Raw genomic sequence first — 23,031 nt, 5'->3', positions numbered from 1 at the left:
CGACGGCGGCCGGGGCGTCGCCGATCGCCGCGTCGAGGGCGGGCCCGAACGAGGGCGACTTGTTTTCGAAGACCGCCACGTCGTAGAGCGAGGGGATCTCGGACGGGTTCGTCGGCGTCTGCGGCGAGAGCGGGTCGAGGTGCGCCGGGGGCAGGAACGCGCGGTTCTGACGATTGGATGCCACGGTGATCCAGTCGCCGGTCAGCACGTCCTGACGCATGGTGGCGGTGGCGGGACGCGGGTCGAGCGTGCGGGCGTCGATCGCGCGCTCGGCGCCGAGCGTGGTGCCGGGGTCGTCGAAGTACATCAGTTCGCGGCCGTCGGCCAGGTGCGTCGTCCGCTTGACGACGCCGGCGCCGAGGGGCACGACGGAGGAGCTGGCCGTGTTCACGATAACACGCTACATCCGGGGCGTGATATCGTCAACACGGAGGGGGCGTGATGCGCGTATCCATGGCCGATGTGGCCGAGAAGGCCGGCGTTTCGGCGCAGACGGTGTCGCGCGTCGCCAACGGCAGCCCCCGCGTCGACCCCGCCACCCGGGCGCGCGTCGAGAAGGCCATGGCCGACCTCGGCTACCGCATGCACCGGGCCGCCCGGGCCCTGCGCACCGGGCAGACGTCCACGATCGGCCTGGTCGTGTCGACCCTCGCCTCGGTCGGCAACTCCCGCATGCTGCAGGCGATCTCCGAGGCCGCCGCCGCCCGCGACTACGCGCTCGCCGTGGTGACCGTCGGAGAACGCGGCATCCGCGACGCCTTCGCCCGGCTCCGCTCGCAGGGCGTCGACGGCGCCGTCGTGCTGAACGAGGCGACCGAGCTCGCGCGCGACGCGGCGCCTCCCACCGATCTGCACCTCGTCGTGGTGGACTCTCCGCCGGACGAGCGCTTCTCGATCGTGCAGACCGACCACGCCGGGGGAGCGCGCGCCGCGACGGAGTATCTCCTCTCCCTCGGGCACTCGACGGTGCATCACATCGCCGGGCCCGCGCGCTCCTTCGCGGCGACCGAGCGCGAACGCGGTTGGCGCGAGGCCCTCGCCCACGCCGGAGCCGTGGCGCCCGAGCCGGTCCGGGGGGATTGGACCTCGGCATCCGGTCACTCGGCCGTCAGTGGTCTCGGCGGCGCCCGCGCGATCTTCGTGGCGAACGACCAGATGGCGCTCGGCGCCCTGCGCGCCCTCGCCGACGCGGGTCGGCGGGTGCCTGAAGACGTCGCCGTCGTCGGCTTCGACGACATCGTGGATGCCGCGGAGTTCCGCCCGCCGTTGACCACCGTGCGCCAGGACTTCGACGCGCTCGGCCGTCGCGCTGTGGCCGCCCTCGTCGCGGCGATCGAGGGTGGGGAGCCGATCGTCGAGTCGGTCCCCGCGGCGCTGGTGGTGCGCGCGAGCAGCGCCGCGGTCTGACCCGACAGTGGTGGTACACCGCGTTCCTCGGTGGTCCACTCGGTGGATGCCGACGACCCGACCGCGCACGCAGGTGACGCACACGCGCGAGGTCGAAGACGCCCTCGAGATCGCGCGCTCGCGCTGGCCGGACGAGTCGCCGAGCGCTCTGCTCATGCACCTCGTCGTGCGGGGCGGCCAGGCGATCCGCGATGAGCAGGCGCAGCGCGCACGCGCCCGTCGGGGCGCCGTGGATGCGATGGTCGAGAGGTTCGCGGGGATCTACCCCGAGGGGTAGCTCGCCGAGCTCCGCGAGGACCGGCCCGAGTGATCGTCCTCGACGCCTGAAGATGCCCGACACGTGCGTCCTCGCGGCCGCGGTCCACGTGCGCGCTCCCGTCGCGACCTTCGATGCGCGTCTCGGCGCCGTGGCCGAGTCGATGTCGCTCCGGTTCGCCGTGCCCGTCGCCGACTGAGCGACCGCCGGCCCCGCACCCGGCGGCATCCGGAACGACGAACGCCCGCGGATGCCGGAGCATCCGCGGGCGCCTCTCGTGGGGAGAGTCTGTTACTTCTTCACGGGGATCGACTGCGACTCGAGGGCGCCGATCGTGGCGTCCTGACCCTTCTGGAGGGCGTCGGCGAGGGTGCCGCTACCGCTGACCGCGGCCTTGAAGCCGTCCGAGACGTCGGCGTAGGTCTTGGTCATGGTCGGACCCCAGGTGAAGTCAGGGGTGACCTCGGTGGCCGCCTTCGCGAAGACGTCGTAGATCTTCTGGCCGCCGTAGAAATCGACGCCCTTCGCGAGCGAGGGGAGCTTGAGACCCTCGGTCGTGGCCGGGTAGATGTTGGCCTCTTCGTTCAGGGCGGTGAGCGCCTCCTGCGACGTGTTCAGCCACAGCGCGAACTTCGTGGCCTCGTAGGCGTGCGTGCTGCCCTTGAGGACGGCGATCGACGAGCCGCCCCAGTTGCCCGAGACCGCGTCCCCGGCCTTCCACTGCGGGAGGTCGGCGACGGCCCAGCCGCCGGCGGTGTCGGGAGCGCCGCTCGAGATCGAGTTGGCACCCCAGACGGCGGAGTTCCACGTCCACACCTTGCTGGAGTTGTAGGCGTTGTTCCACTCGTCGGTCCACGCCGGGTACGTCGAGACGAGGTCCTGGTCGATGAGCGACTGCCAGTAGTCGGCGACCTTCTTCGAAGCGGGGTCGGTCAGCGAGACCGTCCAGCCGTCGGAGTCGTTGCCGAACCACTGTCNCCCGCCGAGTGCGCGGACCTTCTTGGCCGCCTCGGTGTACTCGTCCCACGTGGTGGGGATCGCGATCCCGTTCTTCTCGAACAGGTCCTTGCGGTAGAACAGCGCCATCGGGCCGATGTCCTGCGGGATGCCGTAGACGGCGTTGTCCTGGCCGAGGGTGGCCTGGTTCCACGCCCACCCGACGAACTGGTCCTTCGCGGCCATCACGTCGGCGCAGCCCGCGATGTTCTCGACGCCGTCCTGCACGAGGAAGTTGGGGAGGGCGTCGTACTCGATCTGGCCGAGGTCGGGCGCGTTGCCGGCCGCGATCTGGTTGAAGAAGTTCTGGTAGGTGCCGTTGTTGCCGTTGGGGCCGGTCTGCACCTTCACCTGGATGTCGGGGTTCGCCGAGTTCCACATGTCGACGACCTTCTCGATGCCCGGGATCCACGAGGTGAACTCGAGCGTGACGGGTCCGTCCGAGGGGGCGCAGTCGGCCGCGGCCGCGGCGCCCGAGCCGGCGCTGTCGCCGTTTCCGCCGCCGGCGCAACCGGCCAGCAGGAGAGCCGACAGGGCGACGCCCGCGGTCGCCGTGAGGATTCTGTTCTTCATGGAATGCCTTTCTCTGGGTGCCCGGGTGGGCCATTCCGCCCGGGGTGAGGGGCGGCCGGAGCCGCCGAGGGTTTACTTCAGGGCGCCGGTCCCGAGACCGTTGCGCCAGAAGCGCTGGAGGAGCAGGAAGATGACGATGAGGGGGATGACCGACAGCAGGGCGCCGATGAGCACGAGACCGCGGAGCTCCGGGATCTGGTTCAGCTGGTTGTTCCAGCCGTAGAGGCCGAACACCACCGGGAAGAGCTCTTCGCTGCGCAGCATGATCAGCGGCAGGAAGAAGTTGTTCCAGATCGCGACGAACTGGAAGAGGAACATCGTCACCAGGGCGGGGCTCATGAGGCGCAGGCTTACGGTGAAGAAGGTGCGGATCTCGCCCGCGCCGTCGAGACGACTGGCCTCGAGCAACTCGTCGGGCACCGACGAGGCGGCGAAGATGCGCGCCAGGTACACCCCGAACGGGCTGACCAACGACGGCAGGAACACGGCCCAGAAGGTGTTGGTGAGCTGCACCTGGCTGAAGATGAGGAACAGCGGCAGGGCCAGGGCGGTCGCGGGGACGAGCACGCCGCCGAGGACGACGTCGAAGATGATCTCGCGGCCCGGGAAGCGGTACTTCGCCAGCGCGTATCCGGCCATCGCCGCCAGCAGCGTCGCGACCGCGCCGCCGAGACCGGCGTAGAGCAGCGAGTTGCCGAGCCAGCGCAGGAAGATCCCGTCACGGTAGGCGAACAGGTCGCCGATGTTCGAGAACAGCCGCATGTCGGCGAACCACAGCGGGTTCGTGGTGAGGATGTCGCCGGTGCTCTTGCTCGAGGCCACCAGCAGCCACCACAGCGGCAGCAGGAAGTAGACCGTGAACACGGCCATGATGAGCATCGCCGAGGTGCGCGAGACCAGTGGCTCGCGGATGGCGCGCGAGCGCGGGGAGTCCGAGCGCGGAGCGCCGGAACGGCCGACGCGGGGGCGGGAGGTGGTGACGGCGCTCATGCGTTGCCCTTCTTCTGCATCCACTTCATGAACCCGAACGACAGCACGAAGGTGGTGACGGCGAGCACCACGGAGAAGGCCGCGGCGAGGTTGGAGTTGGGGATGGATGCCGTGGCGTAGACGGTCATGTTCGGGGTGAAGGTGCTGGTGACGGCCGAGCTGAACGAGCGGAACACCTGGGGTTCGGCGAGCAGCTGCAGGGTGCCGATGATCGAGAAGATCGCGGTCATGACGATCGCGGGCCGCACGAGGGGGATCTTGATGGACCACGCGATGCGGAACTGCCCCGCGCCGTCGAGGCGGGCCGCCTCGTAGATCTCGCTGGGGATCGACAGCAGCGACGAGTAGATGATCAGCATGTTGTAGCCGACGTAGACCCACGTCACGACGTTCGCGATCGACCACAGCACGAGGTCGGCACCGAGGAAGTCGACCTTCTCGGTGAGGGCGGTGAAGGGCGACAGGTTGGGCGAGAACAGCGAGCCCCACATGATCGCGGCGATGACGCCCGGAACGGCGTACGGGACGAAGAAGGCCAGCCGGAAGAAGCGCTTGCCCTTCAGCAGCGGCGAGTCCAGAAGCAGGGCGAACAACAGAGCGAGTCCGAGCATGATCGGCACCTGCACGACGCCGAAGGCGAGCATGCGCAGCATCGAGGCCCAGAACGCCTCGTTCTGGAACACGAGCGCGTACTGCGAGAGCCCGCCGAAGACGAGCTCGGCTTTGCCGAACGTGCCTTCGCGCCGCACCACGAGCAGCGACTGCCCGATGGCGAAGATGATCGGCAGCACGTAGAAGAGCGCGAACAGGATGCCGAAGGGGGCGAGCAGGATCGCGATGGAGCCCTTGTGCAGCACGCGCGGGCGGCGGCGGGGGCGCGCGGCCCCGGTCGCGCTCGCGCGCTTCGTGCCCGTCGGGGCGGGGGCGGTGGTGGTCACGAGGCCTCCTCGATGATGCGGACGGCACCGCCGACGACGGCGACCGAGCCGTCGATGGCTTCGCCGCTGATCGCGTCGCGGCCGTGCGCTGCGATCTCGACGGTGTCGGTGGTGTGGTTGATGACGAACAGGAACGCGCGCTCGGCGTCGGCGCGGCGGATCACCTCGACCCCGGGGCGGGTGTCGACGGTGCGGATGCCGGCGGCCTCGGCCGCACGGGCGAGCAGTGCGCGGTAGGCCGACGGTTCGGGGAGGGTCGCGAGGTACCAGGCCTCGCCGTCGCCCACCGCGCGGCGGGTGCGGGCGGGGAGTCCCGCGGCCGGGCCGTCGCCGAAGCGGGCGTCGACCTCGGCGTCGACGGCGCGCAGGCGCTCCGACCACACGGTGCCCGTCGAGCCGTCGTCGAGGGTGACCGACTGCGCCGGGCCGAGGGGCGAGAACTCCTCCGACACGATGCCGAGCAGGTCGCGGAACGCGCCGGGGTACCCGCCGAGACGGACGCGGTCGTCCTGGTCGACGATGCCGCTGGCGAAGGTGATCACGGCGGTGCCGCCGTCCTCGACGAAGCGCGCGATCGCGGCGGCGTCGGCGTCGCGCACGAGGTGCAGCGCGGGCACGACGACGAGGCGGTAGTCCGACAGGTCGGCGGAGGCCGAGACGACGTCGGTGGAGATGCCGGCCGCGACCAGGGCGGCGTGCGCGGCGTGCACCTGGTCGAGGTAGCGCAGGTCTTCGCTGGGGCGCCCCTCGTTCTCGAGCGACCACCAGCTCTCCCAGTCGAACAGGACGGCGGCGTCCGACGCCACGCGCGTTCCGGCGACCGGCTGCAACGAACGCAGCGTCCGCCCGACCTCGAGCACGCTCCGCCACTGGGTGGTGTCGGTGCCCGCGTGGGGGAGCAGCGCCGAGTGGAACTTCTCGGCGCCCTGTGCCGACGCGCGCCACTGGAAGAAGCAGATGCCGTCGGCTCCGCGCGCCACGTGCGAGACGACGTTGCGCAGCAGCTCGCCCTCGCCCTTGGCGAGATTGTGCGGCTGCCAGTTGACCGCGCCCGTCGAGGTTTCCATGAGCAGCCAGGGTGTGCCGCTCGCCAGGCCGCGGGTGAGGTCGGCCGCGAACGACAGCTCGGCGAGCGGGTCGGGGAGGCGGCGGTCGAGGTAGTGGTCGTTGGCGATGACGTCCATCTCGCCGGCCCATGAGAAGTAGTCGAGAGCGCGGATGTGCGCCGTCACCATGAAGTTGGTGGTGACAGGGGCGGTGCTGCGCTCGCGGATCACGCGCGCCTCGGCGCGGTACAGCTCGAGCTGCTGGTCGGACGAGAAGCGCTGGAAGTCGAGCAGCTGTGCGGGGTTGCGCAGCGACAGTGCGGCCATCGGCGGGAGGATCTGGTCCCACGCGCTGTAGCGCTGGCTCCAGAACGAGGTGCCCCAGGCCGTGTTGAGGGCGGCCACCGTGCCGTAGCGGGCCTCGAGCCACTCGCGGAACGCGACCGCGCTGGCGTCGCAGTAGCAGAGGGCGTTGTGGCATCCGAGTTCGTTCGAGACGTGCCACATGGCCAGGGCGGGGTGATCGGCGTAGCGCTCGACCACGCGGCGGCTGAGCTCCGCGGCGTACCCGCGAAAGACGGGGGAGCTGGGGCAGTAGGCCTGTCGACCGCCCGGGAAGCGGCGTGTGCCGTCCTCGGCCACGGGGAGGATCTCGGGATGCCGCGTGGTCACCCAGGGCGCGGGGGAGGCGGTCGCGGTTCCCAGGTTGACCCGGATGCCGTGCGCGTGGGCGAGGTCCATGACCTCGTCGAGCTCGTCGAAGGTCCAGACGCCGGGGGCGGGGTTGATCCACGACCACCCGAAGATGTTGACGGCGACGAGTCCGACGCCCGCCTCGACCATGAGCCGCATGTCGTCGTCCCACACGGCGCGGTCCCACTGCTCGGGGTTGTAGTCGCAGCCGAAGACGAGACCTTCGCGGGTCAGGGCCGACAGAGCGTCGCCCGTGCGGGTCAGATCGGCCGGACGATCGCTTTCGCGATCGAGCGGGGCCAGATGGTCGACGGCAAGCATCCGGGAGGCGCTCCTTTGCGGGGTTCTGTGAACGTGCACACATTTGTCCGCCGGTTCTTCCCGACAGAATGTGTGAACGTGCACATAGTGACACGGCGTCGCGCGATCGTCAACTTCCGCGGCCCGATAGGGTGAGGAGCATGACGCCTCCTCCGCCCGGGCGCCGGCGTAGCACCGTGCACGACGTCGCCAAGGTCGCGGGGGTCTCGCGGGGTACCGTGAGCCGCGTCCTCAACGGCGGCTACGTGTCGGACCACGCCCGCGAGGCCATCCAGGCGGCCATTCGCGAGGTGGGCTACGTGCCCAACAACGCCGCACGAAACCTCGTGCGTCAGCGCACGCAGGCGGTCGGATTCATCGTGCACGAGCCGCACTCGCTGTTCCTCGAAGACCCCAACATCGGCGGAATCATGCTCGGGGCCAACACCGCCCTGTCGAACGCCGACTACCAGATGGTGTGCGTCGTGGTCGATACGGACCGCGACACCGAAAGGGTCGCGCGCTACCTCAGCGGTGGCTTCGTCGACGGGGCGGTCATCGTCTCGGCGAGACACCACGACCCGATCACCGATGTCGTCGAACGACTCGGGCTCCCCGTCGCCTACGTGGGCCACCCTCCCGGCATCCGTCGCCCCTGGGTCGGCATCGACAACCTCGGCGCCGCCCGGGCCATCACCGAACGCGTGCGCGCATCGGGACGCCGTCGCATCGGCATGATCGCCGCGGCTCTCGACCGCGACTCCGGCAGCGACCGGCTCGCGGGCTTCCGCGAGGCGCTCGGCGAGGACTTCGACGAGTCGCTGGTCGAGCCCGTGCCGCTCTACGCCTTCGCCGACGGCGAGGCGGGGATGCGACGCCTGCTCGAGCGCGCTCCCGATATCGACGCGGTGTTCGGAGCTTCGGATGCCGTGGCCGCCGGCGCCGTGCAGGCTCTTCGCGCGGCCGGTCGCCGTGTGCCCGACGACGTCGGCGTGGTCGGCTTCGACGACAGCGCGTGGGCGGTGCGCACCGACCCGCCGCTCACCACGATCGACCAGCCCGCAGAGGGGCTGGGTGCCGCGGCCGCCGAGGCCGTGCTGCTGCAGCTCTCGGGCGGGGTCGCCGATGCCGGCGGCATCCTGCTCGACGCCCCGATCGTCTGGCGCGCCTCGGTCTAGAGGCGCTCACCGTCGCCGCCGGTCGCGGCCGTCGGGTTCGGGGCGTGATCGTCCGTTTGGGGCGCGGAATTCCCCGCCCCAAACGCAAGAACCTGCCCCAAACCGCCCTCCGGGCCGGCGTCAGCGCTCCTCGCGCCATCCCTCGTCGAGGATCCGGAAGCCCGCCTCGATCGTGGCCTCGGAGTCGTCGTTCTCGAAGGCGAGGATCTGCAGTTGCAGCACCATCCGCGCGTACACGCGCACCGCGGCATCCGGTGTCTCACGCCCCGTGGTCTCGGCGATGGCCTGCGCGAGGGCGTCTTCGTGGCGGACCCACATGCGCGCGGCGTACTCGCGAAGCGCGGGGGTGTCGGAGATGAGTGCCATGAACCGCCGCCGGTTGTCGCCGGTCGGGTCGAAGGCCAGGCCGAAGAGTTCGCGGCGATAGAGGTCTCTCAGCGCCTGCGACACCGTGGTTCCGGGGGTGCGGTCGCGTACCGCGCCGACGAGCAGGTCGCGCTGGGCGTCGTCCTCGTCGAAGACGAGAGCTTCTTTCTGCGGGAAGTGCGCGAACACCGTGGTCGGTGACACGTCGGCGGCCTCGGCGACCTCGCGGATGCTGACCTCGTCGAAGCCACGCTCCACGAACAGGATCGTCGCCGCGTCCGAGATGGCCTTGCGGGTCGCCGCCTTCTTGCGCTCGCGGCGGCCGATCGTCTCGTTCATGACCGCCACGATACCGGATCGACTCAAAAACCGTCTTGACACCAAAACTGGTACGGGTACAGTTACGGCGTGACTTCACCTTCGCTTCCCCCTCAGTCGGGCCGACGCGCCTGGATCATGCTCGTCGTCATCACGACGCTCACCACCGCCGGCATGACCGTCGTGCTGCCCGTCCTGCCCTTCGTCGTGCTCCGCTACGTGTCGAACCCGGCCGACCTCGCCGTCTGGGTCGGCATCCTCGAGACCGTCAACGCGCTGTGCGCGTTCCTCGTCGCCCCCTTCCTCGGCCGCATCTCCGACCGCTTCGGTCGTCGACCGGTGATCATCGTCGCCGGATTCGGCGCCGCCCTCGGCTTTCTGCTCTTCGGTATCGGCGGGGCGATCTGGGTGCTGCTGCTCGGCCGCATCGTTCAGGGCGTCACCGCCGGCGACCTTCCCGCCCTCTTCGCCTACCTCGCCGACATCACCCCGCCCGACAAGCGCGCGCGTCGCTTCGGCGTGCTCGGCGCGACCGCCGGCATCGGCACGATGGTCGGCCCGGCCCTGGGCGGCACCCTCGCCGCGATCGACGTCGACCTCCCCGTCTTCGTCACCGCGGGCCTCGCGTTGACGGTCGCGATCCTCAGCATCTTCCTCCTGCCCGAGAGCCTCGCGCCCAGCAAGCGCATCACCTCGCTCGACCTGCGGGCCGTGCACCCGTTCGCGGTGTTCCGCGGGGTCTTCCGTCGGCCCGAGCTGCGCGGGATCATGATCGGCCTGATCCTCGTGGGGCTGCCGTTCGGGTTCTTCGTCAACAACTTCAGCGTCCTCGCTCTCGACGCCATCTCGTGGACTCCCACCGCGATCGGCCTGCTCACCGCGTGCGTCGGCATCATCGACATCGCGATCCAGGGCGTTCTGCTCGGCTTCCTGCTGCCGCGTATCGGCGAGCGCGGCGTCGTGGTCAGCGGCATCGTCACCCAGGCGATCGGGCTCGTCGCCCTCGCCGGGGTCGCGTCGCTCCTCGCGCAGCCGTGGCTGTTCATCGTGGGCGCCCTGACGCTCGCGGCGGGCCAGGGCGCGGCTCAGGCGACCATGGACGGTCTGCTCTCCAACGCCGTCGGAGACGACGAGCAGGGCTGGATCGCCGGGGCCGCGCAATCCCTGAACGCCGGGGTCGGAACGGTCGCCCCGCTGGTTGCGGGCCTGCTCTACGCCCACGTCGCCCACGCAGCGCCCTACGTGCTGGGCGCTGCGCTCATGATCGCCGCCGCCGTGGTCATCGGCCGGACGCGCTTCTCCAGCCCCTCCCTGCGGACGAAGGCTCCGGATGCTGCGGAGCCCGTGCTCGCGCCGGAGTGACGCTTCCGAGCGGCGATGATTCCGGATGCCGTGAGCCGCGGCATCCGGAATCTTCTACGCCGAAGGGCCCCAGGGCATCGGACGCTCGGGGTCACGCGAGCTGTCGTCGGGGATGTGAGGGAGCGCCTCGCCGCCCGCGCGGATGCAGAGCCAGCGCAGTTCGCGGTCGCTGTCGGGGAGAGCGCGCCAGGTGCGCCACACGTTCTGCCCGACGCGCACGACGCTGCCGGGGCCGACGTCGACGACGTCGTCGTCGAGGCCCATCTGACCGCGCCCCTCGAGGAACACGTACAGCTCCTCGACGCGGGTGTGCGTGTGCCAGTACCCGGCCTCCTCACCGGGGGCGAGGGCGTTCGCGGTCATGCCGATGAACTGCATCGTCAGCTCGTGGTCGACCACGCGGCGCCCGTCGCGCGAGCGGGCGGGGGCGAAGCCGCCGAAGTGGTCGCGCCAGGCGTCGAGCCCGCCGATCTGGGTGATCTCGTAGTCGCTCATCGGGTCTCGCTCTCGGGGTCGGTCAGTTGCCAGCCGTCGTCGGTGCGGCGGTAGATCGTGCGCAGGTGCCTGCGGTCGGGGGAGCCCTGCCAGAACTCCACGCGGTCGGCGACCAGGCGCCACAGCACCCACTCGCCCGGGCCGATGCCGTCGCGAGCGGCGGCCGAGCGCGCGGCGAGATCCGCCGCCGACTCCTCGGCCGAGGCCTCCACCACGCGCCCGCGCACGCGAACGCTGCGCAGCACCGCCGGCCACCAGAAGGTCAGCGCCGCGGCGGGATGCGCGGCCAGCTGCGCCGCTTTCGCGGAGGCGCGTGGCCCGGCGAAAGCCCACCCGTCGGGCCCGAGGTCTTTGAGGATCAGCGTGCGGGCGTCCGGGACGCCGTGGGCATCGACCGTCGAGAGCGTGGCACCGTGCGCCTCGGCCACGCCGGCGTCGACGGCCTGCCGGATCCACCGTTCGAAGAGCTCCTCCGGCTGGTCGGGAAGGGGCTCGGCATCCGGGGTCGGTGGGGTGCCGGTGAGAGAGGGGAGCGAGCGGAGCCACGTGGCCATCGTCATGCCCCCATCCTGCTCCTCGTCGGGCGTGCTGCGCGCCGGCGGTGCCATGAGAACAGGACGCCGCAACGAGAACAGGCCGATCCGCGCGGGACCGGCCTGTTCTCGGCGCACGCACCTGTTCTCGTGACGCGTTACTCCTCGAGCTGACCGAGCGACGGCTCCGCGACGAAGCGCGCGACCGGATCGACGGCGTGCTCCAGCTCGAGGACGACGATCTCGTTCGCCCCGGCACGCGTTGCGGGACCGGGCACGTACAGCGTGTTCTGAGGGACGTTGTTCCAGTAGCGGCCGAGGAAGAAGCCGTTGACGAAGGCGTATCCCTTGCCCCACGACGTGGTGTCGAGGAACAGGTCGACGGGGGCGTCGAGCTCGAACGACCCGCGCAGCAGAGCGCGCCCGACCGTGTCCGTGCCGCTTCCCACGGCGGTTTCGAGGGCGACGGGGGTCGCGGTCCACCCGGTGAGCGCCTCGCCGTTGAGCGTCACGGAGCCGACGAGACCCTTCGCCTCGCCGAGGCGGTCGGCGTAGTTCACCCGGCCCTGGTCCTCGACGAGGACGGTGAGCCGTGCGCCCGCGGGGATCGTGAGTGCGCGCTCGTGCAGAGCCCGCGACAGTCGACCCACCGGGGTGCCGTCCACGTGCACCCACGCGAGGTCGCGGATCTCGTCGAAGACGAGGGCCGCGGGCCCGGCGAACGCGGGGAGGTCGACGTCGTAGCGGACGAGGGGACCGAGGTGGGCGATCTGCTCGAAGCTCGGCGGGTCGTCGGCGATGGCGGCCGCGTTGAGGGGCGGCATCCAATCGCCCTCGCCCGAGAGGGCGACCTCGAGAGCGGGAGCCTCGGGCCGGGGGCCGGGGACCTGCTCGGGGACGGGGGCGTACTTGGCGATGACCTCGCGGAACGCGTGGAACTTCGCCGTGGGGTGTCCCGACTCGTCGATCGGGGCGTCGTAGTCGTACGAGGTGACGATGGGGTCGTAGCGGCCCTTGTCGTTCGCGCCGTTCGTCGTGCCGAAGTTCGTCCCGCCGTGCACCATGTAGATGTTCACCGAGGCCCCGGCGGCGAGCAGCACGTCGAGGTCGTGGGCGGATGCCGCGGGGTCGGTCGTGTGGTGGATGCTGCCCCACCAGTCGAACCAGCCGTCCCAGAACTCGCTGCACATCAGCGGTCCGGTGGGCTGGTGCTCGCGGAGGGTCGCGAGCCGTTCCTCGGAGCGCGAACCGAACGAGCCGGTGAGGTGCAGCCCGGGAAGGCTGCCGGCCTCGAGCATCCACGGCATCGGCTGGTCGACGGTGGTCAGCGGCACCGTGATGCCGGCCTCCTCGGTCACGCGGACGAGCTCGCGCAGGTAGGTCTTGTCGGAGCCGTACGCGCCGTACTCGTTCTCGATCTGCACGAGCACGACGTTGCCGCCGCGGTCGATCTGGCGCGGGGCCACGATCTCGTACACGCGGCGGAGGTACTCCGACACCGCCTCGACGAACTGGGGTTCTGAGCGGCGGATGCCGATGCCCGGCGTCGAGGTCAGCCACACCGGCAGTCCGCCGTTGTGCCACTCCGCGCAGATGTAGGGGCCGGGTCGCACGATCGCGTGCAGGCCCTCGGCGGCGATGAGGTCGAGGAAGCGGCCCAGGTCGTTCCAGCCCGTGGCATCCCACTCACCGCGCACCGGCTCGTGCGCGTTCCACGCGACGTAGGTCTCGATGGTGTTGAGGCCCATCGCCTTCGCGGTGCGGATGCGGTCGGCCCAGTGCTCGGGGTGGATGCGGAAGTAGTGCAGGGTGCCGGAGATGACCTGGTGGGGCTTCCCATCGAGCAGGAAGTCGGTCTCGCCGATGGAGAAAGTCGTCACGATGTCTTTCGGTATCAGTCGTTGAGGCGCGCGGTCAGGCGCACCCAGGCGAGGGCGGGGAGGGTGAAGCGCAGGATGCCGTCGGAGCCGGCCTCGACCGCGAGGGCAGCCGGTGCGACGGGCTCGCCGTCGGCGGAGTTGGTGGTGTGTCGATCTCCGCCCTCGGGGACGGTGACGATCACGGCCTCGACGTCGGAGACGCGGCCGAGGTCCAGCTCGACCGGGGTCGCCGACTCGAGGTCGCGGTGGGCGAGGAACACCGAGACGGTGTCGCCGTCCACGGTCGCGACCGTGTCGACGGCGTCGACGCGCCCGTGGCGAGCGGTGTCGATCGTGGCACCCTCGACGCGGGGGACGACGACGCGACCGGATGCCGCCTTCGCGGTGAGGGCGAAGGGGTGGAAGGTGGTCTGGCGCCAGGCGACCCCGCCACCGGGCTCGGTGCGGATGGGGGCGATGACGTTCACCAGCTGGGCGAGGTTGGCCATCGACACGCGGTCGGAGCGGCGGATGAGAGTGATGAGGAGGGATCCGACGACGACCGCGTCCGTGACGGTGTAGTCGTCCTCGATCAGGCGCGGCGCGATGGGCCAGTCGCCCGTGAAGACGCGCGGCTTGTCGACCTCGTTCCACCGCGTCTGGTTCCAGACGTTCCACTCGTCGACGCTGATGCCGACCGGACGCCCGTCCGGGGTTGTCGCCCCGACCTCGTCGATGATGTCGGCGACCTCGCCGATGTAGCGATCGAGGGCCGCGCCGCTGGCGAGGAAGCTCGCGGGGTCGGCGGGGTCCTCCTCGTAGTACGCGTGCACGGAGATGTGGTCGATGAGGCCGGCGGTGTGACGGAGCACCGTGCGCTCCCACGCGCCGAAGGTCGGCATCTCGTGGTTCGAGCTGCCCGCGGCCACGAGCTCGACCGTCGGGTCGATGAAGCGCATCATGCGCGCCGTTTCGGCCGAGAGGCGACCGTACTCGTCGGCGGTCTTGTGGCCGATCTGCCAGGGACCGTCCATCTCGTTGCCCAGGCACCACAGGCGGATGCCGAAGGGGTCTTCCCGGCCGTTCTCACGCCGGCGATCGCTCAGGGCGGTGCCCGAGGGGTGGTTCGCGTACTCGAGCAGGTCGGCCGCCTCGGCGACGCCGCGCGTGCCGAGGTTCACAGCCTCCATGACCTCGAGGCCCGCGGCATCCGCCCATTCGGCGAACTCGTGCAGACCCACCTGATTGGTCTCGGTGCTGTGCCAGGCGGCATCCAGCCGGACCGGACGCTGCGAGCGAGCGCCCACGCCGTCCTCCCAGCGGTAGCCCGACACGAAGTTGCCGCCGGGATAGCGCACGACGGTGGCGCCCAGTTCGCGAACGAGCTCGAGCACGTCGGCGCGGAAACCCTCGGTGTCCGCGGTGTCGTGGCCGGGAGAGTGGATGCCGTCGTACACGCAACGGCCCATGTGCTCGACGAACGAGCCGAACAGGCGGCGGGGGACGGCGGCTCCGACCGCGGTGCGGTCGACGACGATGCGGGTGGGGGAGGTCATTCGGGTCTCTCCTGGCGAGGGAATGGAAGGGGCGGGCCGCATGCGTGCACGCGACCCGCCCCGGGAACTTCTTACTTGTTGACCGAGAAGCCCTGGTCGTTGCCGTACTGGACGAGCTGGTCCTGCCACGCGGTCAGGCCCGCGTTGAGGTCGCTCTTCTTCGAGTAGGCCTGGCCCACGGTGTCGCCGTAGATGCTGTTGGCGTACACCTGGAACGGCAGGTAGCTCCAGCCCTCGCGGACCTCACTCGAGGCCTGCGTGAGGACCTGGTTGATCTGCTGGCCGCCGAAGTAGTCCGACTTCTTGTCGACGAAGGCGGGGTCGCTCAGCTGAGCGGTGGTGGAGGGGAATCCACCCGACTCGGCGAAGATCTTCAGGCTCTCGTCGTCGTTGTTGAGCCACTTGAGGAAGCCTGCCGCCAGGGCGGGGTTCTTGCTCTGCTTGGTCACGGCCTGGCCACCGCCGCCGTTCTCGGCCGTCACGGCCTTGCCGTCGTAGGTGGGAATGGGGGCCACGGCCCACTTGCCCGAGCCGTCCTTCACCGAGGACTCCAGCACGCCGGGCATCCAGGCGCCGATGACGAGCGAGGCGATCGAGCCGTCACCGAGGCCCTTGAACCACTCGTCGCTCCAGCTGGGGGTGTCCGAGAGCAGGCCGCCCTCGATGAGACGGTTCCAGTTGTCGGCGAACTTCTTCGAACCGCTGTCCTGCAGGTCGATGGTGACGTCGGTGCCCGAGGTCTTGAACGGGGTGCCGCCGGCCTGCCAGATCATGCTGGTGGTGAAGCCGGAGTCGCCGGTGTCGGCGGTGATGTACTTGGTCGGGTCGGCGGCGTGCAGCTTCTCGGCCGCGGCGACGTACTCGTCCCACGTGGTCGGGACGGCGATGCCGAACTGGTCGAAGACCGACTTGTTGTAGAACAGGGCCATGGGGCCCGAGTCCTGCGGCAGGCCGTAGAGCTTGCCGTCGAAGTTGACCGAGCCCCAGGGGCCGGTCGCGTAGTCGCCCTTGAGATCGGCGAACCCGTACGACGACAGGTCGAGCAGCGAGTCCGAGAGGGCGAACTGCGGGAAGGCGTAGTACTCGATCTGGACGACGTCGGGGGCACCCGAGCCCGCCTTGATGGCGTTCTGGAGCTTGGTGTACTCCTCGGTGTTGGTGCCGGCGTTGACGTAGTTGACCTTGACCTTGGGGTACTTGGCCTCGAACGCCTTGACCTGGGCCTCGGCCGAGGGGGTCCAGGACCAGTACGTGATCTCGCCGCCGGCCTCGAGGGCCTTCTCGATGTCGTCGGCCGATCCGCCGGCGGCGCCGCCGGCGTTACCGCCCGAGCACGCGGTCAGGGCGCCCACCGTCAGGGCGGTGGCGGCGACGGCGAAGACGGCCCGCCGAGCGGCGGTGCTCTTGCGCATGAATGTCATCGGTTCCTTCACTTCGTTGTTGTGGAGTCGGGGCGGGAGCCCCGGGGTGTTGTGGTTTCCGGGGCAGGACGCTCCGGTTGTGCGGTGTTGCGGGTTTACGGGGCGATGCCCCGGTCAGGGGGAGCTCGGGTGGATCACTCCTTGACGCTGCCGGCAGTCAGACCCGACTGCCAGAAGCGCTGGAGCAGCAGGAACGCGGCGACGATCGGGATGATCGAGAGCAGCGATCCGGTGATCACGAGGTTGTAGATGGGCTGCGCGGCGACACCGGTCGCCTGCGCGTTCCACTGGTTGAGGCCGACGGTGAGCGGGTACCACGCGGGGTCGCTCAGCATGATCAGCGGGAGGAAGTAGTTGTTCCAGGTCGCCACCACCGCGAACAGCAGCACCGTGACGATGCCGGGCGTGAGCAGGCGGATCGAGATGGTGAAGAAGGTGCGGAATTCTCCGGCCCCGTCCATGCGGGCGGCCTCGAGCAGCTCGGTGGGGATGGCGTCGGTCGCGTAGACCCAGATCAGGTAGAGGCCGAACGGGCTGATGAGCGACGGGATGATGATCGCCCAGGGGGTGTTGGTGATCCCGAGCTGGCTGAACAGCAGGAAGGTCGGCACGGCGAGGGCGGTACCGGGGACGGCGATCGCACCGAGCACGACGGCGAACACCGCCTTGCGGCCGCGGAAGTTGTACTTCGCCAGGCCGTAGCCCGCGAGCGTGGCGAGGAGCGTCGCCCCGCCGGCGCCGACGACGACGTAGAGCAGCGTGTTGCCCAGCCAGCGCAGGAAGATCCCGTCGCGGTAGGTCAGGGTCTGCGCGATGTTGTCGAACAGCGCGAAGCTGTTGCCCGGCCCGAGGCCGAAGGTGCTGAACAGGTCGGGCTGGGTCTTGGTGGCGTTGATGACCAGCCACGCGAGGGGCACGAGCGTGTACAGCAGGTAGAGCGCCATCACGATGGTGAGGACGACCGACTTCTTGCTGTGCGTGGGGGAGCTGCGCGCGAAGCGGCGGCGGGCGCCCTGTCGTTCGGTGGTCACGGCGACGGTGTCGGTACGGGGTGCGGTCGCGGTGGTCATCGCGCCTCCTGACGGGAGCCGCGCAGCTGCACGACGTAAGCGATGACGGCGGTGATGACGCCCATGATGATGGCGATCGTGGCCGCGTAGTTGTACTGCTGGCCGGCGAACGAGAGGTTGTACGCGTACATGTTCGGCGTGAAGAACGTCGAGATCACGTTGGGCGCGAGCGGCTTGAGGATGTTCGGCTCGTTGAAGAGCTGGAAGCTGCCGATGATCGAGAAGATGGTCGCGATGACGACCGCGCCGCGCACGGCCGGGATCTTGATCGAGAAGATCGTGCGCCAGGCGCCCGCTCCGTCGATGGATGCCGCTTCGTACAGCTCGTTGGGGATGGTCTTCAACGAGGAGTAGAAGATCAGCATGTTGTAGCCCACGAACTGCCACGTGACGATGTTGCCGATCGACAGCAGCATCCATTCGGGCAGGAAGGGCTGCACGAACTGTCCGCCCAACAGGTCGTTGAGGTTGCGCGTCAGGCCGAACTGGTCGCCGTAGATGTAGCCCCACATCAGCACGGCCACGACGGCGGGCACCGCGTAGGGGAGGAAGATCACCATGCGGTAGAAACCGGCCGCGTGAAGCCGTGCGCTGTCGATCGCGAGGGCGGCGCCGAGGGCCAGCAGCAGCATGATCGGCACCTGCACGACGAGGAAGATCAGGACGCGCCCGAAGCCGTCCCAGAACTTCGCGTCGCCGAAGGCCGCGATGTAGTTGTCGAGACCGACGAAGGCGTTGCCGCCGATGAGCTGGTCGCGGAACAGGCTCAGGTAGACCGAGTACGCCAGCGGCGCCAGGAACACGAGGGCGAAGACGAGGGCGAACGGGGCGACGAACAGCCAGCCGCGGTCTTCGATTCGGGAGCGCCGCTTGCGCTGGGGGGTGCGCAGGGCGGGCGGGGGTGCCGCAGTGGTCGTCATCGTCCGGTGCCTCTTCGTTGGTGCGCATTTCGGTCGGGTTGGCCGAGATGTTGACGTAAACATAACTCGACCCCGCTAGTGTGTCAACGTCAACATCCCAAGGGGGCATGCATGAGCGAGACGACGACGACGTCGACCGCGATTCCGACGCGCGAGCGTCGACGCGAGGTGTCGATGGCCGACGTGGCCGCGGCCGCGGGGGTGTCGGGACAGACCGTCTCGCGCGTCGCCAATGGTCGCACGAACGTCGACCCCGACACTCGCCAGCGGGTGCTCGACGCGATGTCCACGCTGGGGTACCGCCCGAACAGTGCCGCGCGGGCGCTGCGGTCGGGGCGCTTCCGCAGCATCGGCGTCATCATGTTCTCGCTGAGCTCGTACGGCAACACGCGCACCCTCGACGCGCTCGCGTCGGTGGCCGCGGCATCCGGATACTCCATCACCCTCATCACCGTGCAGTCGGCCTCTCAGTCCGACGTGTCGGGCGCGTTCCTGCGCCTTCACGAGCACGCGGTCGACGGGATCGTCATCCTCATCGAGACGCATCGACTCGGCGAGAACGAACTCTCTTTGCCGACGGGGCTGCCGGTCGTCGTCGTGGACTCGAGTGCCGACTACCCCTACGCCGTCGTCGACAACGACCAGGCCCAGGGGGCGCGTCTGGCCACGGAGCACCTCCTCGACCTCGGCCACGAGACCGTGTGGCACCTGTCGGGTCCGCCCGAGTCATTCGCCGCGGAGCGGCGGCGCGACGCGTGGCGCTCGGCGCTCGAGGACCGCGGATGCCGTGTGCCCGAGGTGCAGATCGGTGACTGGACCGCCGACTCCGGGCACCGGATCGGTCAGGCGCTCGCCCAGGATCCGGCCGTGACCGCGGTCTTCGCCGCGAACGACCAGATGGCCCTCGGGGTGATCCGCGCGCTGCACGAGGCGGGTCGCGTCGTGCCCCGCGACGTCAGTGTCGTGGGCTTCGACGACATGCCCGAGGCGGCGAACTTCTGGCCGCCGCTCACCACCGTGCGCCAGCGCTTCGAGCGCGTCGGCGAAGAGGCGATGAGCGCCCTGATCGCCGACATCGAGGGCGAGGGCGGCGAGCACGCCCGTACGCTCGTTCCGACCTCCCTCGTCGTTCGCGCCAGCTCTGCGCCGCGCCTCTGAGTCGCGCGCGGGCGCGCGCCGCGCGGGCAGCGAGCCCGCACCCTCGTGCCGTGCGTCGCAGTCGTCGGTGCCGGCTCCGCGTCGCGCACCGCCGTCGTTCGCACCGGCTCTGAGTCGCGCGCCGCGTGAGCGGCGTCACATTCTGGGGAAACGTTGCGGCAATCCATAGTGCTCCCTTAGGCTCGGTGTTGACGTCAACATGTTGACGTCAACATCCCCACCTGAGGTCGCACCGCTGCGGCCGGATCGGAATGACGATGAAGTCAGCTCGACTGTTGTCGATGACCTGCGCCGTGGCCCTCGCCGCCGGCGCGATCACCGCCACGGCCGCCGTGGCCCCCGCGCCCGCCGAGGCGGCGACCGCCGCCCCCGTGCGCATCACCCCCAACCCCGCCACCGCCTCCGAGAAGCCGTTCGAGGGGTGGGGAACGAGCCTCGTCTGGTTCGCCAACGCGACGGGCAACTACCCCGCCGACGTCCGACAGAAGCTCTTCGACGCCGTGTTCGGCGAAGACGGGCTCAACCTCAACATCGCTCGGTACAACATCGGCGGCGGCAACGCCTCCGACGTGCCGTCGTACCTGCGCCCCGGCGGAGCGGTCCCCGGCTTCTGGAACCCCGACCTCCCAGCGACCGACGCCAACGGCGCGATCACCTCGAACTACGCCGACCGCGCGCGCTACAAGGCGGCCTGGAACCCCGACGACCCGAACGCGTACGACTTCTCGAAGGACTCCGCCCAGCGCTGGTGGCTCGACGCCCTCAAGGGCAAGGTCACCCACTGGGAGGCCTTCAGCAACTCCCCGCCCTACTTCCTCACCCAGAGCGGGTACGCCTCCGGAGGCATCAACAACGCCACGAGCGAGCAGCTCGCGCCAGCCGACATGGACAAGTTCGCCGGCTACCTCGTGAACGTCGTCGACGAGCTCGAGAAGAAGCACGGCATCACCTTCGACACGATCGACCCGTTCAACGAGCCGAACACGAACTACTGGCAGACCCAGATCCCCAACGGCGCGACTTGGCCGACGGGCGGTCGCCAGGAGGGCGCTCACATCGGGCCCCAGGCGCAGGATGCCATGGTCAAGGCGCTCGCCGCCCGCCTCGCGCAGCCGAGCACCACCACCGACGCCGTCATCTCGGCGATGGATGAGACCAACCCCGGCATCTTTGCCACCAACTGGAACGCGTGGTCGGCTCAGTCCAAGAGCCTGGTCGACCAGCTGAACGTCCACACCTACGGCACCGACGGCCGGCAGGTCGTGCGCGACATCGCCAAGGCCGCGGACAAGCCGCTGTGGATGAGCGAGGTCGAGGGCAACTGGACCGCCCAGAACAAGGGCTTCGTCACCGACGACATCGAGAACGGCCTCGGCATGGCCCAGCACATCGTGGGCGACCTGCGCGAGCTCGAACCCGACGCGTGGGTGTTCTGGCAGCCGGTCGAAGACCTCTACAACATGGAGAAGGTCGAGAAGCTCAACTGGGGCAGCGTCTTCATCGACTTCGACTGCAACGCCCAGGGGATGTCCGAGCGGCGCCTGAAGGACGGCGACGCCGACCCCTCGTGCCAGGTGCTGACGAACGAGAAGTTCAACACGGTGCGCAACTTCACCCACTACATCGCGCCCGGCGACCACCTCATGGCGACCGACAATGCCCAGTCGACCGCGGCGATCGACGAAGACGGTCAGGGCGCGACGATCGTGCACGTCAACTCCGAGGCCTCGGCCCGCACCGTGCAGATCGACCTGCGCGACTTCGGTACCGTCGCACCCGGGGCGACCGTGACCCCGATCGTCACGACCCAGTCGACGGCCGACGCGCCGACGCTCAACGCGCTCGCGAAGGGGCAGCCGGTCGCGGTGGACGCGGCATCCCGAACCGCGACGCTCACCATCCCCGCCAAATCCGTCGTGACGTTCGAGATCGACGGTGTGTCGGGAGTGTCCCCCGACGCGGCGGCCTTCCGCGACGGACAGACGGTGCAGCTCTCCGGCCTGCAGAGCGGACTCGCACTCGACGGCGCCTCGACGCTCGCCGTGCGCGCCGCCGCGACGACCACCGACGCGGCCCGCGCCCAGTCGTGGACCGTGCGCACGATCGACGGCGCAGGCACGAACCGCCACCGCTTCACGCTCCAGAACGGGTCGGGCAAATTCCTCGCCTCGAATGGCACCAACACCGCCCTGGTGGATGCCGACCCGGCCGCGGCCGCGACGAATCCGGCGTTGCAATGGATGGCCTCGACGACCGACGGCACCTACTACTCCCTGTTGAACGTCGCGAGCGAACGTGTGCTCGACGTCAACGGGGCGAGCACCACCCCCGGTGCATCCGTGGGCCTGTGGACCTCCAACGGCGGGGGGAACCAGCAGTGGCGCATCGCCGGCACCGCGGTCATCGGCGCCGAGCCGGTCTCGGCGGCGACCGCCGTGGGCGTGAGCCCCACCCTGCCCGGCACCGTCACCCTGCGTTACGCCGGACGGACGCTCCGCAGCGCCGCGGTGACCTGGCAGACGGACGGCGTGGACTTCTCGCGCCTGGGCACCGTCCAGGTGCGCGGCACCGGTACCGACCTGTTCGGGGCGCCCTTCGAGGCGACCGCGACGGTCGAGGTGGGTCCGTACACGGCCACGCGCCCGGCATCCGTCACCGTTCCCGCCGGGAGCGCGCTCGACGTGGTGAAGAGCCAAGCCGACGGCAGCGTCCAGGCCGAGCTCAGCCCCTCGGGCTCCGGATTCTGGGTGCCCGTGCAGTGGGCCTGGGACGGACTGACCGATGCGGCGTTCGCCGCGACGGGAACCGTCACCGTCACGGGCGTCGCGACGGGACCGAGTGGGGAGAAGCTCGACGCGCGACTGACGGTCATCGTCACCGCGGCGTCGGAGCGCAACGTCGCCCCGCAGAGCCAGCCGTCGGCGACCTTCACCGAGAGTTCGCAGTACGGCGTCGCCAACACGATCAACGGCAGCTCCACCGACAAGGGCTGGTCGAACTGGCGGTCGGGGACGAAGAACGACCAGGACACCCTGAGCTACGTGCTGAAGCAGCGCGAGACGCTGACGCACGTCGCGGTGCAGTTCTACCGTGACGGCAACACGCTGAGCTGGCCCACGACGATGCGCGTGGACCGTCGGGTCAGCGGCGGCTCGTGGATCGAGGGCGACCTGGTTCCGGTCCCCACGCCCTCGAGCGGTGCGCCCCGGGTCGACGTCCCGGTCGTCGGTGCCGCCGACGAGGTCCGCGTGGTCATGAACGCCCGGTCGCAGACCCACATGATCGTGTCCGAGGTCGAGATCTTCGCCGCAGCCCCGGCTCCGGCCGGCATCGCCGACCTCGCCCGCTTGACGGTGGGCGATGAGCCGGTCGCAGGGTTCGCCGCGGACACGCTCGACTACACCGTCAGCTCGACCGGCGCGGCGTGGCCGACGCTGCACGCTCTGGCGGTCGACGAGGACGCGAGCGTCGTCGTGACCCAGCCCGGCGCCTCCGCGGGCGCCGCCACCGCCCGTGCGGCAGCCGTCGCCGCGGCGGACAACGTCGGGACCGTGCAGGTCACGGCCCCCGACGGCACCTCGCGCACCTACTCGGTG

General features: G+C 70.0%; 19 protein-coding genes and 2 pseudogenes. 7 read left to right on the top strand and 14 right to left on the bottom strand.

Going from position 1 to position 23,031, the window contains the following annotated elements:
* Positions 1-307, bottom strand: a pseudogene (locus ASE56_RS17650) (galactose-1-phosphate uridylyltransferase); the annotation flags it as partial.
* A 134-nt stretch (positions 308-441) separates the two neighbouring features.
* Between ASE56_RS17650 and ASE56_RS01730 the strand changes: the two are divergent.
* The 3 genes from ASE56_RS01730 to ASE56_RS17800 are packed head-to-tail and all read left to right on the top strand — an operon-like array spanning position 442 to position 1,862.
* The gene (locus tag ASE56_RS01730; RefSeq protein WP_156371648.1) at positions 442-1,407 is read left to right on the top strand and encodes a LacI family DNA-binding transcriptional regulator; all 966 of its coding nucleotides are present in this window, start codon (positions 442-444) and stop codon (positions 1,405-1,407) included.
* A gap of 46 nt (positions 1,408-1,453) precedes the next feature.
* Entirely contained in the window at positions 1,454-1,684 is a 231-nt protein-coding gene (locus ASE56_RS01725; protein WP_056224375.1) for a hypothetical protein, read from the top strand.
* A 52-nt stretch (positions 1,685-1,736) separates the two neighbouring features.
* Positions 1,737-1,862, top strand: coding sequence for a hypothetical protein (locus ASE56_RS17800; RefSeq protein WP_268768193.1), 126 nt, complete (start codon positions 1,737-1,739; stop codon positions 1,860-1,862).
* 92 nt (positions 1,863-1,954) lie between these two features.
* Here the strand turns inward: ASE56_RS17800 and ASE56_RS17645 are convergent.
* The 5 genes and pseudogenes from ASE56_RS17645 to ASE56_RS01705 form a co-directional block, all read right to left on the bottom strand.
* A pseudogene (locus ASE56_RS17645) lies at positions 1,955-2,640 on the bottom strand (sugar ABC transporter substrate-binding protein); the annotation flags it as partial.
* Position 2,641: 1 nt separating this feature from the next.
* Positions 2,642-3,232: ABC transporter substrate-binding protein (locus ASE56_RS17640; RefSeq protein WP_235556900.1), on the bottom strand; the 591-nt coding region annotated here is incomplete at its 3' end.
* A gap of 72 nt (positions 3,233-3,304) precedes the next feature.
* Positions 3,305-4,222 carry a carbohydrate ABC transporter permease gene (locus tag ASE56_RS01715; protein ID WP_056224371.1) on the bottom strand — a complete coding sequence of 306 codons (918 nt, stop codon included), beginning with the start codon at positions 4,220-4,222 and terminating at the stop codon, positions 3,305-3,307.
* Positions 4,219-5,079 (bottom strand): carbohydrate ABC transporter permease, encoded by an 861-nt coding sequence (locus ASE56_RS01710; protein WP_164481589.1) that lies wholly within the window; start codon positions 5,077-5,079, stop codon positions 4,219-4,221. The genes ASE56_RS01715 and ASE56_RS01710 overlap by 4 nt, the downstream gene beginning before the upstream one ends.
* Positions 5,080-5,156: 77 nt before the next feature.
* Positions 5,157-7,220: a beta-galactosidase gene (locus tag ASE56_RS01705; protein WP_082450276.1), complete on the bottom strand. Its 2,064-nt coding sequence runs from the start codon at positions 7,218-7,220 to the stop codon at positions 5,157-5,159.
* A gap of 140 nt (positions 7,221-7,360) precedes the next feature.
* On the opposite strand from ASE56_RS01705, the gene ASE56_RS01700 reads away from it, so the two are divergent.
* Positions 7,361-8,377 carry a LacI family DNA-binding transcriptional regulator gene (locus tag ASE56_RS01700; protein ID WP_056224366.1) on the top strand — a complete coding sequence of 339 codons (1,017 nt, stop codon included), beginning with the start codon at positions 7,361-7,363 and terminating at the stop codon, positions 8,375-8,377.
* A 120-nt stretch (positions 8,378-8,497) separates the two neighbouring features.
* Here the strand turns inward: ASE56_RS01700 and ASE56_RS01695 are convergent, their stop codons facing one another.
* Positions 8,498-9,082 carry a TetR/AcrR family transcriptional regulator gene (locus ASE56_RS01695; protein ID WP_056228012.1) on the bottom strand — a complete coding sequence of 195 codons (585 nt, stop codon included), beginning with the start codon at positions 9,080-9,082 and terminating at the stop codon, positions 8,498-8,500.
* Between the two features lie 69 nt (positions 9,083-9,151).
* Between ASE56_RS01695 and ASE56_RS01690 the strand changes: the two genes are divergently transcribed.
* The gene (locus ASE56_RS01690; protein WP_235556899.1) at positions 9,152-10,423 is read left to right on the top strand and encodes an MFS transporter; all 1,272 of its coding nucleotides are present in this window, start codon (positions 9,152-9,154) and stop codon (positions 10,421-10,423) included.
* A 54-nt stretch (positions 10,424-10,477) separates the two neighbouring features.
* Here ASE56_RS01690 and ASE56_RS01685 read toward each other — a convergent pair whose 3' ends face one another.
* The 7 genes from ASE56_RS01685 to ASE56_RS01655 form a co-directional block, all read right to left on the bottom strand.
* The gene (locus tag ASE56_RS01685; RefSeq protein ID WP_056224362.1) at positions 10,478-10,918 is read right to left on the bottom strand and encodes a cupin domain-containing protein; all 441 of its coding nucleotides are present in this window, start codon (positions 10,916-10,918) and stop codon (positions 10,478-10,480) included.
* Positions 10,915-11,478, bottom strand: a complete 564-nt coding sequence (locus tag ASE56_RS01680; RefSeq protein ID WP_056224360.1) for a pyridoxamine 5'-phosphate oxidase family protein — start codon at positions 11,476-11,478, stop codon at positions 10,915-10,917. The genes ASE56_RS01685 and ASE56_RS01680 overlap by 4 nt, the downstream gene beginning before the upstream one ends.
* 131 nt (positions 11,479-11,609) lie before the next feature.
* Complete coding sequence (locus ASE56_RS01675; protein WP_056224358.1) at positions 11,610-13,331, bottom strand: glycoside hydrolase family 35 protein; 1,722 nt, start codon at positions 13,329-13,331, stop codon at positions 11,610-11,612.
* A gap of 14 nt (positions 13,332-13,345) precedes the next feature.
* Complete coding sequence (locus ASE56_RS01670) at positions 13,346-14,866, bottom strand: alpha-N-arabinofuranosidase (RefSeq protein WP_056224357.1); 1,521 nt, start codon at positions 14,864-14,866, stop codon at positions 13,346-13,348.
* 71 nt (positions 14,867-14,937) lie between these two features.
* Entirely contained in the window at positions 14,938-16,278 is a 1,341-nt protein-coding gene (locus tag ASE56_RS01665; RefSeq protein WP_056228009.1) for a sugar ABC transporter substrate-binding protein, read from the bottom strand.
* A 143-nt stretch (positions 16,279-16,421) separates the two neighbouring features.
* Positions 16,422-17,231, bottom strand: coding sequence for a carbohydrate ABC transporter permease (locus ASE56_RS01660; RefSeq protein WP_056228004.1), 810 nt, complete (start codon positions 17,229-17,231; stop codon positions 16,422-16,424).
* 122 nt (positions 17,232-17,353) lie between these two features.
* Entirely contained in the window at positions 17,354-18,277 is a 924-nt protein-coding gene (locus tag ASE56_RS01655) for a carbohydrate ABC transporter permease (protein ID WP_056224355.1), read from the bottom strand.
* 111 nt (positions 18,278-18,388) lie between these two features.
* Here ASE56_RS01655 and ASE56_RS01650 point away from each other — a divergent pair, with 111 nt between their 5' ends.
* Both ASE56_RS01650 and ASE56_RS16455 read left to right on the top strand, forming a co-directional pair.
* Complete coding sequence (locus tag ASE56_RS01650; protein ID WP_056224350.1) at positions 18,389-19,435, top strand: LacI family DNA-binding transcriptional regulator; 1,047 nt, start codon at positions 18,389-18,391, stop codon at positions 19,433-19,435.
* 281 nt (positions 19,436-19,716) lie between these two features.
* The coding region (locus tag ASE56_RS16455) for a glycoside hydrolase (protein WP_235556898.1) at positions 19,717-23,031 on the top strand (3,315 nt) is incomplete at its 3' end.

Source organism: Microbacterium sp. Leaf203 (assembly GCF_001421275.1).
GTDB lineage: Bacteria > Actinomycetota > Actinomycetes > Actinomycetales > Microbacteriaceae > Microbacterium > Microbacterium testaceum_A.
This window is presented reverse-complemented; position numbering and strand designations above follow the sequence as displayed.

What these genes read in the sequence shown, in the direction of transcription:
- ASE56_RS01685 (WP_056224362.1), bottom strand. Translation starts at nt 10,918, where the DNA reads ATGAGCGACTACGAGATCACCCAGATCGGCGGGCTCGACGCCTGGCGC.
- ASE56_RS01725 (WP_056224375.1), top strand. Translation starts at nt 1,454, where the DNA reads ATGCCGACGACCCGACCGCGCACGCAGGTGACGCACACGCGCGAGGTC.
- ASE56_RS01705 (WP_082450276.1), bottom strand. Translation starts at nt 7,220, where the DNA reads ATGCTTGCCGTCGACCATCTGGCCCCGCTCGATCGCGAAAGCGATCGT.
- ASE56_RS01655 (WP_056224355.1), bottom strand. Translation starts at nt 18,277, where the DNA reads ATGACGACCACTGCGGCACCCCCGCCCGCCCTGCGCACCCCCCAGCGC.
- ASE56_RS17800 (WP_268768193.1), top strand. Translation starts at nt 1,737, where the DNA reads ATGCCCGACACGTGCGTCCTCGCGGCCGCGGTCCACGTGCGCGCTCCC.
- ASE56_RS01660 (WP_056228004.1), bottom strand. Translation starts at nt 17,231, where the DNA reads ATGGCGCTCTACCTGCTGTACACGCTCGTGCCCCTCGCGTGGCTGGTC.
- ASE56_RS01665 (WP_056228009.1), bottom strand. Translation starts at nt 16,278, where the DNA reads ATGCGCAAGAGCACCGCCGCTCGGCGGGCCGTCTTCGCCGTCGCCGCC.
- ASE56_RS01730 (WP_156371648.1), top strand. Translation starts at nt 442, where the DNA reads ATGCGCGTATCCATGGCCGATGTGGCCGAGAAGGCCGGCGTTTCGGCG.
- ASE56_RS01650 (WP_056224350.1), top strand. Translation starts at nt 18,389, where the DNA reads ATGAGCGAGACGACGACGACGTCGACCGCGATTCCGACGCGCGAGCGT.
- ASE56_RS01680 (WP_056224360.1), bottom strand. Translation starts at nt 11,478, where the DNA reads ATGACGATGGCCACGTGGCTCCGCTCGCTCCCCTCTCTCACCGGCACC.
- ASE56_RS01670 (WP_056224357.1), bottom strand. Translation starts at nt 14,866, where the DNA reads ATGACCTCCCCCACCCGCATCGTCGTCGACCGCACCGCGGTCGGAGCC.
- ASE56_RS01695 (WP_056228012.1), bottom strand. Translation starts at nt 9,082, where the DNA reads ATGAACGAGACGATCGGCCGCCGCGAGCGCAAGAAGGCGGCGACCCGC.
- ASE56_RS01700 (WP_056224366.1), top strand. Translation starts at nt 7,361, where the DNA reads ATGACGCCTCCTCCGCCCGGGCGCCGGCGTAGCACCGTGCACGACGTC.
- ASE56_RS01715 (WP_056224371.1), bottom strand. Translation starts at nt 4,222, where the DNA reads ATGAGCGCCGTCACCACCTCCCGCCCCCGCGTCGGCCGTTCCGGCGCT.